Source organism: Bradyrhizobium sp. CCBAU 45384, assembly GCF_028128665.1.
GTDB lineage: Bacteria > Pseudomonadota > Alphaproteobacteria > Rhizobiales > Xanthobacteraceae > Bradyrhizobium > Bradyrhizobium manausense.
Genome location: NZ_LBIZ01000087.1, coordinates 46,846 through 59,967, shown reverse-complemented (window position 1 = coordinate 59,967; position 13,122 = coordinate 46,846). Strand labels below are relative to the sequence as shown.

12 protein-coding genes and 3 pseudogenes are annotated in these 13,122 nt (G+C 60.3%); 2 read left to right on the top strand and 13 right to left on the bottom strand.

Going from position 1 to position 13,122, the window contains the following annotated elements; all coding sequences use genetic code 11:
• Positions 1–562: 562 nt before the first annotated feature.
• From XH80_RS06485 to XH80_RS06465, 5 genes and pseudogenes are all read right to left on the bottom strand, one after another.
• Positions 563–727: pseudogene (locus tag XH80_RS06485) on the bottom strand (ATP-binding protein); the annotation flags it as partial.
• Positions 728–940: 213 nt separating this feature from the next.
• A complete protein-coding gene (locus tag XH80_RS06480; protein WP_271597259.1) occupies positions 941–1,195 on the bottom strand; it encodes a PilZ domain-containing protein in 255 nt (84 codons plus the stop codon).
• Positions 1,196–2,161: 966 nt separating this feature from the next.
• The gene (locus XH80_RS06475; RefSeq protein ID WP_271597842.1) at positions 2,162–2,392 is read right to left on the bottom strand and encodes a type IIL restriction-modification enzyme MmeI; all 231 of its coding nucleotides are present in this window, start codon (positions 2,390–2,392) and stop codon (positions 2,162–2,164) included.
• 297 nt (positions 2,393–2,689) lie between these two features.
• Positions 2,690–3,049: a hypothetical protein gene (locus XH80_RS06470; protein WP_271597841.1), complete on the bottom strand. Its 360-nt coding sequence runs from the start codon at positions 3,047–3,049 to the stop codon at positions 2,690–2,692.
• Entirely contained in the window at positions 3,046–4,272 is a 1,227-nt protein-coding gene (locus tag XH80_RS06465) for a transporter substrate-binding domain-containing protein (RefSeq protein WP_271597840.1), read from the bottom strand. Before XH80_RS06465 ends, XH80_RS06470 begins: the two co-directional genes overlap by 4 nt.
• A gap of 8 nt (positions 4,273–4,280) precedes the next feature.
• On the opposite strand from XH80_RS06465, the pseudogene XH80_RS06460 reads away from it, so the two are divergent.
• A pseudogene (locus XH80_RS06460) lies at positions 4,281–4,610 on the top strand (ATP dependent DNA ligase); the annotation flags it as partial.
• A gap of 129 nt (positions 4,611–4,739) precedes the next feature.
• Here the strand turns inward: XH80_RS06460 and XH80_RS06455 are convergent.
• From XH80_RS06455 to XH80_RS06425, 7 genes and pseudogenes are all read right to left on the bottom strand, one after another.
• Positions 4,740–5,828 carry an ABC transporter substrate-binding protein gene (locus XH80_RS06455; RefSeq protein WP_271597839.1) on the bottom strand — a complete coding sequence of 363 codons (1,089 nt, stop codon included), beginning with the start codon at positions 5,826–5,828 and terminating at the stop codon, positions 4,740–4,742.
• A 179-nt stretch (positions 5,829–6,007) separates the two neighbouring features.
• Positions 6,008–6,763, bottom strand: a complete 756-nt coding sequence (locus XH80_RS06450; RefSeq protein WP_271597838.1) for a hypothetical protein — start codon at positions 6,761–6,763, stop codon at positions 6,008–6,010.
• Between the two features lie 451 nt (positions 6,764–7,214).
• A pseudogene (locus tag XH80_RS06445) lies at positions 7,215–8,652 on the bottom strand (IS1182 family transposase).
• A gap of 462 nt (positions 8,653–9,114) precedes the next feature.
• Positions 9,115–9,894 (bottom strand): DUF2182 domain-containing protein, encoded by a 780-nt coding sequence (locus tag XH80_RS06440; protein ID WP_271597837.1) that lies wholly within the window; start codon positions 9,892–9,894, stop codon positions 9,115–9,117.
• A gap of 53 nt (positions 9,895–9,947) precedes the next feature.
• The gene (locus XH80_RS06435) at positions 9,948–10,580 is read right to left on the bottom strand and encodes a DUF1326 domain-containing protein (protein WP_271597836.1); all 633 of its coding nucleotides are present in this window, start codon (positions 10,578–10,580) and stop codon (positions 9,948–9,950) included.
• Positions 10,581–10,890: 310 nt separating this feature from the next.
• On the bottom strand, positions 10,891–11,298 hold the full coding sequence (locus XH80_RS06430) for a hypothetical protein (protein ID WP_271597835.1): 408 nt from the start codon (positions 11,296–11,298) through the stop codon (positions 10,891–10,893).
• 103 nt (positions 11,299–11,401) lie between these two features.
• Entirely contained in the window at positions 11,402–11,602 is a 201-nt protein-coding gene (locus XH80_RS06425; RefSeq protein WP_271597834.1) for a hypothetical protein, read from the bottom strand.
• 152 nt (positions 11,603–11,754) lie between these two features.
• On the opposite strand from XH80_RS06425, the gene XH80_RS06420 reads away from it, so the two are divergent.
• Positions 11,755–11,937: a zinc ribbon domain-containing protein gene (locus XH80_RS06420; protein ID WP_271597833.1), complete on the top strand. Its 183-nt coding sequence runs from the start codon at positions 11,755–11,757 to the stop codon at positions 11,935–11,937.
• A 467-nt stretch (positions 11,938–12,404) separates the two neighbouring features.
• On the opposite strand, the gene XH80_RS06415 is transcribed toward XH80_RS06420, so the two are convergent.
• A complete protein-coding gene (locus XH80_RS06415; protein ID WP_271597832.1) occupies positions 12,405–12,917 on the bottom strand; it encodes a GAF domain-containing protein in 513 nt (170 codons plus the stop codon).
• Positions 12,918–13,122 lie beyond the last annotated feature (205 nt).

The following is a 13,122-nucleotide window of genomic DNA, read 5'->3' as shown; positions in this document are numbered from 1 at the left end:
AAATCAGTTGGCAGCGTGTCCGTGGGCGTGAGAGCCCGCTCCGGAGCTACAGCTTGGTCAGCGTGCTTCATTGGCGTCGGGGGTGACGGCTTAATGTCGGGCGCACTTGGCGGTGCGGCTCCGAACCCTGCTTCTATGGGCGGGGTCGGCATGCTGTCCTTTAGGGTGAGCCCCCCAGGCCCAGGCGCGCTAGCATCCCGCGCCGGTGCGCGAGCATGGGCTTCGAGGGCTCGCCGTCTCTGACCTTCACATAGCTTGCCAGGATTAAGTCGATGGCTTTTGAAACTTCTCCCCAGATCGCTATGTGCGGATTCCGACGAAGTCGCCCAGGCGTACCGATATGAAGTCGCCCACGGATTCCGAGACGATGTCGCCCACCTTTCCGATTTGATCTCGCCCAGTGGCGAGGCGTTCTGGCCGTTTGGTTTTCTGGCATCGGTCAAGCCGCGTGGTCAATCTGGAATCGCAACTTGAACCTGCTTTTCTTCTGCTGTTGCTGTGGTCATGTGGGCAACGCGATTGCGTTGTCCAAGCGCAGCGGCATGTCCACAGCGCCACGGGCTCAGGTCTTTCGGGCGGATGACGGGGTTCGGCGCAGGCTCTCGCCAGTGAGGTCGAGACGGTGGGCGTTGTGGACGAGGCGATCAAGCACGGCGTCGGCGTAAGTTGGGTCCCCAATCAGCACGTGCCATGTGTCCACGGGGAGTTGGCTTGTGACGTGGGTGGTCGGCATCAAGGGTCCCCCTTCGCAAAGCCGAAAGGGGTGACCCTATGGGAGCCAGAAGAGGCCTCGTCACCCCGGGTTCGCTCTTGCGATACCCGGGCAACATCATCCCGGAACGGTGGGCGACATCGTCTCGGAATGGGTGGGCGACTTCAAATCGGAATAGTGGGCGAGATCATCTCGGAATCCTGGGCGACATCGATCCGAATCCGCACGCTATGTGCCGTCCTCCAGAAACTCAACTCCGATCTGACTTCCCATGCGCCAGATCACGCGACACTGCTTGATCACGCGGTTGCGCTCAAGCATCAGAGTAAATAGTGGTCTGACGTAACGACTATCCGCCAATTCGATAGCGGCTCCGTGGTCGGAGATATTCCGCACGCGACAGCTCAAGCTCGAACCGTCACCTGAAATATAGGCGACCTCGTCGACTTCGGTGCGCTCCTGTCGTCGGCGATCGGTAGTCATCACTTTCACCAGGAGGTGTGGCGCGGCCTCGCGCCTGCTCGACGCTCGGCCACGGTTGGTCTCGCTTCGCCGACCATTTCCCCATGGCCGGCGAGGGACCATTCAGCGTAACGCAAGAACCTTGCTCATCGGTGAACGCTAGTGCGGCAGCGAAACGAGCGCAGTGCAACATCGCAATCCGCGTGCGGGTCCTTGCGTGTCCTGCAAATTCAATAGGGGGAGCCTGGTATTTCAACGAAGCTGTGCAACCCGGGCTGAGACTATCTTGTCGATGCGGCGGGCAGGCTGTGAGCGGTACGAACGTGCGCGTCCAGTATGCGGTTTTTAGCTACCTCGCCGCAGAAGCAGCGCGCAATCCCTTCCGCCGTTGTGTGGGAAGCGGCAACGTTAGATCATGCATTCGGTTCTTCCATACAGTCCAATCGCGCTGGCGGCGCCAAGCCTCGTAATCGGCTTCGGTGCGAGTAGCAGCCAACTCATCCCAGGCGGCTTGGAAGCCGGCGCGGGCGCCGTCGAAGGTTTCGGCGATACCATTCCGATGATCACCCGGGTCAATGCCGGATAGAAACCGCAGGACCATCCCCATCGCGGGGCCGAATTGGGAAGGCCAGCGCGGAGGCCGCTCACGCCAACCCTGACGTCGCCGAAATAGATCAGCCACGTTTCGCAATGAGGATCGTCTCTGCTTCGGCGGCAGGTGAGGGCGGGCATGCCGCCATCAAAGCGGATGGGTGCCACTCGTAAATTGTCAATTCATTGGGCCTCGTACCAATCCGGTACCACTGTCGGTCGTGGGTGTGGACAACCCGAGGGGAACAAGGACGAGGTCTCTGTTACGAGCACGATGGCCGGCGGTCATCAACGCCGGCCATCGCTTGCGCTACCTCGGCTTGGGGGGTGTTGGGGCAGCGCTGACCGCAAGGCTGCCGAATTCCAATTAACAGTCCGCTAACCAATTCGGGCGAGCTATGGACCTTTCGTCGGCAACAAGGCGGCAGCTTGTGCTGCTGTCCGTTCTTGGTTGAGCACGAACAGGCGCGCGATCGCCTCCTCCTCCGAAATGCCAGCCGCCCAGCCATAGGCGGCGGCGACCGCCGCGTCGAGGTCGGCATGCGCATTCGCAAGCCATGTTGGCGGTTCGTTGTAAAGGTTGGTCAGCGTCCGCTTCTTCAGGAGCTTGGCGGCTTCGTCGTTCACGGGGATGAGACGATCGGGAGTTGCGACGGCTGGACGGCGAATGTCTATAGTTGTTGGGGGAAGAGCGGAAGAAACTCGTCTTTCCTTCCGAAGGGCGCTCGTGACCGGAACTTCCAAGGTAGGACCGCTTTCGATCTAAGTACGTGTAACGTAGCCTACCGTCTGTAGGGGATCTACGAAACGGATTCAGTCAGCGACCCAGCCAAGCTCAGGGGGTGGTCGAAGTCTATTGGGTCACCGGGAACATAAATTGCTAGGATTTCTGTGACCGTGACATCCGTCTCCGACCGCGTTCCTTCATTGAATGTCGAGGCGCTCTGCAAGGCGACAGCCGACATTGCCAAGGCGATGAATCTCACGCCTGCATTTGCTATGCCGTTCGCGTGTTCCGGTTCGGCATTCCTCCAGCCGCGAGGATCTCCGCACTCGGACGCTGCCCTTCCACAGGGTGGCGTGGTCAGACTTGATGGGAATGCTGTCTGCATTCAACAGGATGACGTCGGAAGGCTGGATCGGCGGCGGCTCGGCCGGATCATGCTCGGAAATAGTCATCCCGAGGCGACTGAGCTGGCGACGCACGATAGAGATTTCGCGCTCATCCCTCATCACCATGAGAGCGCGACGGCCGCGGATGGAAAAGGGGGAAGGTCTGGTCATTTCACGATACGCAAATGGTTCGAGCGCTTCGCGACGGCATCATTGCTTTTTCCCGACCTCCTGCCGAACGCGCTCAGGTCCAGGTTCGAAAGATACGGATCCGGACGTTCAGGAGCATCGGCTTCCCAGAAGATACTGAACTGACATCCAGGCATGGAGCGTGCCAGCCTTGGCGTGAGGAAGCAGTGATTGTTGTCCGGATCCACCCAAACCGGACCCTGCGGGGAATCGTAGCGATGATTTGCTGCGGCGCGCCGCACGGCGCCGACCTCCGCCGAACCCGCGCGGCGGATGGCGCGGGCAAGCAGCATAACGCAGACATAAGTGGACTGCCCGTCGACCGAGAGGCTGCTTTCTTCGCCATGACGAGCCTTCCATCGCGCCACAAAACCGCGATTTTCGGTGCCCTCGATGCTCTCGAAATAAGCGGATGAGGTGATGCACCCGACCGAGGCCGCCGATCCGATCAGCTTGAGCTCAGGCTCGCACAGGCTGCAGCTCAGCATTGGGATCGAGAGGCCGGCACGCGTCGCCGCCGCATGGAGGGCGCGCATGAACGCGTAGCTGGATTCGCCGACCAGCGTATTGAACACGACCGGCGGTCTTCGGTCGATGACCTCCGTGACGATGTGGTCCACCGCGGTCTCGCCGAGTTCGAGCAGGCGTTCGGCAAGAATACGGCCGCTGGCGCTGGTCACGATTTCGCGGATGACGCGGTTCATTTCCCAGGTCCAAATATAATTGGACCCGATGCAGAATACGTCGGCGGAGATGTGGTCGAGCATGTGACGCACCAGCGGCACGACATGCTGGTTGGGTGCGGCGCCGACATAGATGACGTTGTCGCTGCTTTCGAAGCCTTCGTAGCGCGCGGGATGCCAGAGCAGCCGCTCGGTTCGTTCGACGATCGGAATGACCTGCTTGCGTGAGGCCGACGTGTAGCAGCCGACGATATGACCGACGTGCTCCTCGCGAATGAGATCGGCGCATGCGGTGTGATATTCGGCGACTATCCCGCCGGGATCGCGGAGGTGAGGTGTGAACGTGAAGTCGAACGCGTCGCTTTGGTTGATTTCGTCGACCGCCATCAACGCGCTCTTGCGCATTTCGCCGGCCATCATGGTGTAGGGTCCCGATTGGGAGAACACGAGGCCGAGAGGGATGGTCGTGGTGCCGGCCGCCGACGGCAGCACCGACTTATCGGTGCTGAAGAACGAACTCAAGGGCAAGTCGACCAGCCTGCGCGCAGCGGGAGACGCTGACCATCGCGGGCTTCGCCCTCGATGAAGGCAAGTGGGACGGCATCTATCTCGGCCGGCGCAAGGGCGGCGACTTGGTCTACGCCAGCAAGGTCGATCACGGCTTCGACAAAGCCTCGGCCGCCGACCTGCAGGAGAGGCTCAAGCCGCTGATCCGTAAGACGCAACCCTACGCCAAGCGTATCGCGCACAAGGGCATCTGGGTTGAGCCCAAACTGCTCGCGGAAATCGAATACCGGGCGAAGTCGGCAGAGGGGAAGCTACGCCACCCCTTCTTCAAGGGACTGCGCGAGGATCTGTGATGGATGCCTACGACGGTTTCGGCGGCGGGGCAGTGTCGCGCCCCCGCGAAGGTTGCCGGCCGGAGCGTGCCTCATTAGTCGAGACGCGCGTGGGGCAACTGTAACGGACCGCGATAAACCGCACCGGCGCTATTCGATTAGCTCGTCGGCAAGCAGCAAGATTGACGGAGGTATTGTCAATCCGAGCGACTGCGCGGTCTTGAGATTGACGACAAGACGGAAGCGCGTCGGCTGTTCAAGCGGCAGATTGGCGGGCCTCTCGCCTTTCAGTATCCGCTCCACCAAGGTCGCCCCGCGCTGAGCGGTCTCTACCTCGTCGGGACCATAGGACATGAGGCCTCCGTCGCGCACGAAGGTATCCGCCTCATAGATAGCAGGCAAGCGATGTCTCGCCGCGAAGTCAAAGACGCGTTTGCGATTGAGAGCGGTGAGCGCGTCCGCGACCATCAATAACCCATCTGGCATGGAGCGTTCCATGCTCGCAAACGCATCTTCGAAATCATCGGGCTCGCGTACGCCCAATGCCATCACTGTGATGTTCAACGTCTTCGCCGCCGCCGCAGATGCTTCATAGCGCGCGGTCATCCCGGGGTTACCTGCATTCCACAGCAATGCTACGCGCTGAAGTCGAGGCGCCGCGTTCTTCAACAATTCGAGGCGCTTCGGCGCCAGCTCGGCGGCGACATCGGAAATACCCGTTATGTTTCCTCCTGGCCGATTGAGGCTGGCGACGAGATGCGTTTGCACGGGATCACCGGTGGCAAAGATCACGGCCGGAACCGTACTGGTACCTTCCTTCACTGCAGCAGCCACAGGATAGCCGATGGCAATTATTATGTTGACCTTCGCTGCAACCAGCTCTGCCACGAACCCCGGTAAACGGTCGAGATGCCCTTCCGTGGCACGTTTGACCAGCTCGAGGCCGACCCCAGGAGTAAAGCCATTCTGCACGAAGTGTTGAGTTAGTTGGTCGGTGAGCCTGCCGGAGTAAGTATCCGGTGCGAAGCTTCCTGCGCTTATGATGCCGACGCGGTAGAGCTTTAACGTCTGCCCGAACCCATCCACGGGCGACGTGAGCGGCCATACTGCCACACCTCCAAAGGCTAAAAGCAGCTGGCGTCGTTTCATCGCAGTACCAAGGACCTGATTGATGACCACCTCAATGTAGCACGCCCCCGTATCGGCCGAGCATGATTTCGCAGCCGCATTGAGCGACAAGGCTCCGGCGATGCCCGCCTCGGGTCATTCGCGTCGATCTTGCCGGATCTCGGTTATGTCCGGTTTGGCCTCGACTGCTGACAAGCCCAAGCTCGTCGCGATCTTCGCCTTCGGGCCAACAGACGGACCTCGTGTCGCCACCTCGCATCTGGGCCACCCGCGGACCATGGCCAGACCGCTCACGGTGGCAGAAGTTCTAGTGCCTGCTCGACGAGTTGGGTGCTGGGTGCGGATTGATGGGAACGCGCGAAAACAAAACGCGATGTCACGGGTATTTCCGCTGTGGCTCGACCGTCTTGACCGATTAGGATCAGTCCGGCTCCGCCATTTGCCACATTCAGAATAATCGGCTCGCCGCTCCACGTCTTGATGGGCTCCATTCCGATGATGAGAAATTCACCCATGGGCTGGTCGAAATATTGGATTCGCAATTGCGGGCCGACCTCGGCCGCAGCAAGTTCAAGGCTGAGTTGTCGAGCGCGCGCGTAAACGTTAGCCAACGTCACCGTATCGGACGTGAATCCAAGCTGGGCTGGCGATATGGCTACAAGCTCCACATCTGTCTTGTGAGAGCCAACAGTGAACGTCGGTCGAGCAAGGATTTCAGCAGCCTGCCCACCTACATTGCAGCCCCTATCATCCAGCTCGTTGCGCAGCCTGAGCGGGTCAGCGAAGGTACCGATTGTAACAGTCTTCCATGTCGGAACATCGCGGACGAACTGGATAGGTAGTTGGGACGCTTGGGCGGAGGGTGTCTTGAATTTTAGTTGGTTCTGTAGAACATCGCGGGCTGCGCATTGAGCCGACGCGGTGGTCGCGAATTGAACGACGCAAGCTGCCCATAGCATCGAAGCGATGAAGTCACGGCTAACTCGTCGTGTACTCGAATGATCATTGCCTGCCGTGCAATCGGCGTGGTTTCTCAAAATAGACATGGCGAAATCGCCTTTTCGAAAAGCTTGGCAAAAAAAACCGCCTCCGAGTCAATGGGAAGAACGGAGGGAAATGACGTCCATGAACATTCCCCGGCCGACTTTGAAATGCGTCCGGAAGCGGGGCCTATGGCTTCAAGTATTCCAATTTCCAAATGGCAGGCGGCAGTCCGTAAGCCTGATAACCCGCCCGCCCATCAGACCTAAGTGGAATGATGTAGTAGGACGATAGCACCAAGGTCACATCGGCTCAACATCGAAAGTCCGCTGCAGGTCTTGGCCGCGTGAAAACGTTTCAATGCGGGGGCGGCGCTTTGAACAGCCCCATGGGGTCGCGGATTGGCGCCGAAATGGCGTAATTTCCGGCAAGGCCCCGGAAGCCAGCCCAATGGCTTGCCCGAGCCACTATAATCGATGATGAGGTTGGTGGCACGCGCGCGACAGCGCTCCTGGCTCACGCCTGAATCGCCGCGATCAACGCACCAGCACCCATGATGTTCATCACGCGCGTGAGATTGTAGGCGAGCACGTGCAGCGCCATCTCAGTGGCGACCTTCGGCAAGCGCTTCGTCAGGAAGTGCGTCGCGCCCATGCGCATCTTCAGCGTGCCGAACGGATGCTCGACCGTCTCGCGACGGCGACGCATCGCCTGAGGATCAGCGTCGAGCCGCCTCTGGGCATCCTCCATGACGTGTTCATGTTCCCAACGGGAGATGACGCGGTTTTTGGCCGTGGTGCAGCGCGCCTTCGGTAGGCAACTCCCACAGGCTTTCGTGACGTAGCGCCGAATGGTGCGTTCGCCATCCACTGTTGTGAGCCAATATGGCAGCAACTCGCCAGCCGGGCAGCGATACACATCCTGCTTGGCCAGATATGCGAAGTCGTGCTTTCCAAACTTGCCCTTCGCCTCCATGCCCGTCGTGTTTGGCTTCGGTAGAGTCACAAGGATATCAGCGTCGGCGCAAGCCTTGATCTCCTCGCCTGTGTAATAGCCGCGATCGGCCACCGCCTCGAGCTTGTCCACGCCGAGCACGGCCTTGGCCTGCTTGCCCATGTTTGCCAGTTGAGCGCGATCCGAGCCGCTATTCGTTACTTCGTGCGCGATGATGAGATGATGCTCGGTATCTACGGCAACCTGCACATTGTAGCCACGACGCCCGAGCCACGGCCACTCGTTGCCATGGACCGACTGTCGGGATCGGTCAGCGAGATCTGTTGATCTGGTGATGCCAGCATCGCCTCTCCGTAGGCTTCGAGCTTGTGCATCTCGCTCTTGAGCTTGGTGAGCTTTTCCTTCAGATGCGCCGTCTTCGCGGCGAGAGTCTCAGATGGCTCCTGCAGATCTGCCGTGTCGAGCTGTGCGAGATAACGCGAGACGCTCTCCTCCAGTTGCTGGCGACGGCGCTCGACCTTGCCCTTTGTGAAGTTCTTGTCACGCGTGTTGACCGCCTTGAACTTCGATCCGTCGATGGCGACGCTCGCCTGCGTCAGCAATCCCATCCGCCGGCAAAGCTCAACGAACTTCGCGCACACCTTCCTGATACCGAGGCCGTTGTCGCGACGAAAGTCGGCGATCGTCTTGTCGTCGGGCGAAAGCCGTTGTAACAGCCAGATCACCTCGAGATTGCGTCTTGCCTCCCGCTCCAGCCGGCGGCTCGACTGGATGCGGTTGAGATAGCCGTAGATGTACAGCTTGAGCAGCACCGCTGGATGATAGCCGGGTCGCCCGGTCGCCGACGGTTCGATGTCCTCAAAACCCATCTCATCAAGATCAAGTGCTTCGACAAACGCATCGACAACGCGAACAGGATTGCTCTCACCGACCCAATCATCGAGGCATTCCGGCAGCAATTCGATTGATTGCGATCCGCGCCTTCAATGAACCGTCGCATCGACCGTCTCCGAAAAACCCAGAGACGATCTCTATCTGACTCGTTGTTTTCACGCAGCCAGGGTCATTCGCGTCGATCTGGCGGCGATCTCGGCACGTCCGGTCCGGCCTCAACTGCTGACCAGCCGAGCACGACCACGAGCTTCGCCTCAGGGGGCAAGGTTGCCAGTTAGAAGCAGAGGCTATTTGTGAATCGACGTAACATTTGGCCCAAGCGGCGTCCAACGTTGACGCCATCCATGGTGTTTGAAGCTTTTGCGGCTGCAAGAGAAATCGGCATCGGTCTGCGGTCACGAAAGTTCGGAGCCGCTACAGCTTCCTCGCCCGACTAAAGCGACTTTAAACCCGCCTTCGTCAACCGCGTCTCCGCTCTTTGCGAGCTTCTTCAATCGGGACAGTGATAATGACCGGTATGGTGCCGGATTGACCGGCGAGCCGCGGCCGATGCGCTCTCTCCCTGACTTCACGCTGCGCGCGCAAGCAGGAACGCGCCCGACAGGATGAGGGCCGCCCCGGCGGAATGGCTCAGCCTGCCGCCGAAGGGCAGCATTTTCTCGCAAGCGACATAGAGCGCAATGCCTATGATCCAGACGAAGTTCATCACACCACTGACGAACAGGAGCGCCATCAGAAACCAGCAGCAGCCGACGCAGTAAGTGCCATGCCTCGTTCCCATGCGCAGCGCCCCTGCGGCGCCGGCCCGCCAGAAGCTGCTCAGGAACAGGAGCGGGCTTTGACAGTAACGAAGGCAGGCGCGCTTGAGCGGGGTGAACTGATATAGTCCCGCCGCGAGCAAGATGATGCCGCCTAAGGCACGGCTGGTGCTGGCCATCGCCATCGATAGCAGTCCGAAGTGCTCGAGCACCCCCTGCGCGAGAACGGCCATGAGGCTGAAGCCCGCCCATATCAGAAGGTATCCGGAAAGAAATATCCAACCTTCCAGCACAGGGCCGGATATATCATCCTTGCCGCGCTTGACGGCAGCGTACAGCAGCACGGTAGGAGCCGCGCTCGGCACCATCATCGCGATCATCATTACCCACCACATGACGAACAGCAGTGCGGCAGAGACCGGCGTCCATGGCATCGGCGCCATGTCCGGCATCTCGGTCATCATGTCGGTATCGATACCGGCGCCGTTGGCGAGATACACCCAGGCGAGCGCCACCACCGTTGCGGTCCCGACCGCTACGATGAGGCGTTCGCGGTGGAGCAGGCGTTCAAGCGCCAGGTGCGCGGTCATGGATGCTCTCGACCGAGGATACAGCCGATCATTGGCCCGGCTTCAGCGCGCCATCAGGCCGCGACACCCCGCGGCGTCTGCGTCACATTGGCGAGAGAGGAATGCGTTCCCTTGGTGTCGAACTTGATTTCGCCAGTGGAATGGATGTCTGCAGAGGCGACCTCGGCGCCCCGGTGTTCGAAGCCATCGGGCATCATTACCTGAATCCGGTGCGGGGCGCCCGTGACCGGATTCTTGATCGGTTCGACACTGGTTTCGAGCACGCCCTTTGCGACGAGCTTCGCGACGCGCCCGTTCTTGTCGAAGGAGAATTCGAAGGGAACGAAGACGGGATCGTGAATGGTGGTCACGATCATGCTGAAGATGTGGAACATCGTCCCTTCCGCCGAATGCTTGCCCGACAGAATATTGAAAAGGGCTTCACGCTGCTGCGGCGTCGCCCGCTCATCGACGATGGGCTGCATCTTGCCGTTGCCTTCGTGCAGCGCGCCGGGAAAATCGACGACGGCCGCAAAGCAAAGGCCATCGAGCCTAGTGCTCTCAAAATGCCCCTTGGTGATCCGCATGGCGACGAGCCCTTGGCAGGATCCATGGGTTGGCGGGGCGTTAAAATCGCAGGGGCACCCAAATGCGCAATTGCAGTTCTTGATCCATTCGCCTTCGAGACGCCAATCGGACTCAGCCATGGTACATCTCCAGTATGAGGAGGACGCAGCAGCCTCTTCTGTTTTCTATTCGGTAGACTGCATTCGGTCCCAATAGCAAAAAGCATATCAGGGGCGGGGTTGACGGTACAGCGAACGTTTGTTTGCAGGCTGGTCCGGGCCGGGAATTCCTGCGCTCGGCTGCAAGGTAGTGCCATCCGCGCCCGGATCTGCCGCTGCGCTATGCCGAAGGCTCGGCGCCATCTCCCCTCGCTCCTAACCGGGCAAATCCAACGGCGAGGGCGAATTCAAAACGGGATAAAACTTGGGAGCAAGGTCAAGGCGGCTGCCATTAAACATTCGTGCCCTTCTCTCGTCCCCGGTAACTACCTTCTGCCGGCTGAGCGAGCTCGAGCCAGGCCTGCGCGACGCGGATCCAGCGCTGCCGTTCGAAACCATCGGCGTTGACGGCCTCCTTCATCGCCGCCTCAGCCAGCTTTCGAGGATCGAAATCGCTGCCCATGCGGAAGATACCGTACCAGCCGTGCGTAAACGATAGATGGCGACAGCACCGTAGGAATCCGGAGCACTCCGCTTGGACAAAGGCGCCGCCCAGCTTTGAGCTCGCGGATGTGGCGCAGACGGCCAGCAACTGCAGTGAGCAGCGGTCGTTATCTTCCATGGAGAATGAGAGAGCCAAATTGCTGGCCCAGGCCGAACGGTGCTGGAGGCTTGTTGCCTCGATCACCGATCCGGACACGGTCGAGCGTCTCTCCGGTCTTGCCGAGGAATGCGAGAGGCGCGCCGCCGAGATCACCTCCCAAGGCGAAGAGGGCGATCGGTAAGGTACACTTGAGGTACGATCAGGCCTCCCCAGAGCCCGAGAACAGCACCGTCGGAGGCGTCGCCCGAGGTGGCGGGATCGACCTTCCGCCCGGGCTTCCGGGTCTGCTCCTGAGATCGTACCGCTGGGCCAGGTCGAGCAGCCGTCGCCTGGTGAACGGATCCGCGTTCTCGGCCAGATCGCGCGCCCGCTGCGCGAAGCTCCTGTAGAACTCTTCCACGACGCCACCCCCCGCAACATCACTGAAAGCCGAATTTCAACGCGCGCTTGCCGTCGCGTCAAGTGATCTGACGCAGTCGGATAGCTTCCTGCGATCCGCTTGCGCTCTCCGCACGTCGGGAACTAAGCTGCGTGAGGCAGGGGATAAATTCGATGGCGGTGCTCTTTCCGGTTCGAAAGCCGTGTCCGACGTGCGGCAAGCCGATGAAGACGGTGCCCGACGAAGCTCGGGAGGGGCGACTGCGCTACGTCTGCACCAGCTGCGACGACGACCCGCTGCATGACCCGGCGGCCCTCAAATGGGCTGACAGTCCTCTTCGCCCGCCCGCGAAATGAGCGGCGTTCGAGTAACTTCGCGTTCAAACAAACCTGGCGCTTGTGCCGATGCAGGTGGCAATTTGGGACGAGCGCCTGTTTTGCGTTGGCCTGTCTCAACGATCCGACTTGTTCGCGTCGGAGGGGCCCTTAGGTAATCAACCGCAATTTCGCTCGATCGGGTCCGGGAGCATGATGATGTCATGCAGCGCCAGATCATCTATAGGTGTCCGCGCACCGGCATGAACGTGCAGCATCAGCTCGACGGTGCGGCCCTGCAGCGCCCCGCCGAAACATCCACGTTTCGGTGCGGTGTCCGGCCTGCGCCTCGCTGCATTTCGTGAACGCCGTGACCGGCAAGCTGCTCGGCGATCGGAGCGGACCGCCGGCGCACGTCCTGCATTCGGCCTGAAGGACGCATCCGGACCCGCTGCAGGCGAAGGCCGCCCGATCAGTACGCCCTGGCGCCACGACCGGCGGAAACGGTATCAGTGGCTTGAAAGAGGTCCGCGCGTTCGATCAAGTTCCCGCTGGAGCATTGCCCCGACCGCATCTGCGGCAAAATCTATGTAGGGTAAGTCGAAGCGCTGGTCGTCGCTCGGCTCACCATAACCCATGACGAAAGTGCCGATAGCCGCATCCGCTCGACCATAAACGGGGCGCGAGCGCAACGATCTTATGCCGTGCGAAAGGCACGTCGCGATGAAGAGGTCGCTGAAGCGGCTTTCCTTCTCCAAGTCGTGAACGGTGATGATTTGGTTCCCCTGCATCGCGGCCGTGCAGCAGCCGATGTAAGGTGGTCCCATTGGGAGTTCCTTGATGGCCTGCTGAAACGTCGGCGGCAGATTGGGAAAGACGGATCGCTCCAACTTCGTATGATCGGAACTTGCAATGCAGACGCCCGCTCTGCATCCAGGCACCAATGCCTCCACTCGGCCGCACAAAGTGGCAATCTGCGAGTCGAGCGGATCAGTCATATCTGAAGAAGAATTCTTTGGCATCGGTCGATCCACTACCCCAGCTTATGCGGATAGGTCGCTCAGCGGTATGCTTTCTCCGCATGGACGCTCTCCTCATCAATCTAGGAACTCGCAAAGCCTTTCTTGGTTCAGGCGGCATCGAAGTCGGGGTCAATAGCCAGCCGGTGGTCAGCCTAAGGTCCTAGCGTAAGTTGCAGCATCACAACGCAAGCGCCGGCGAGGAGGC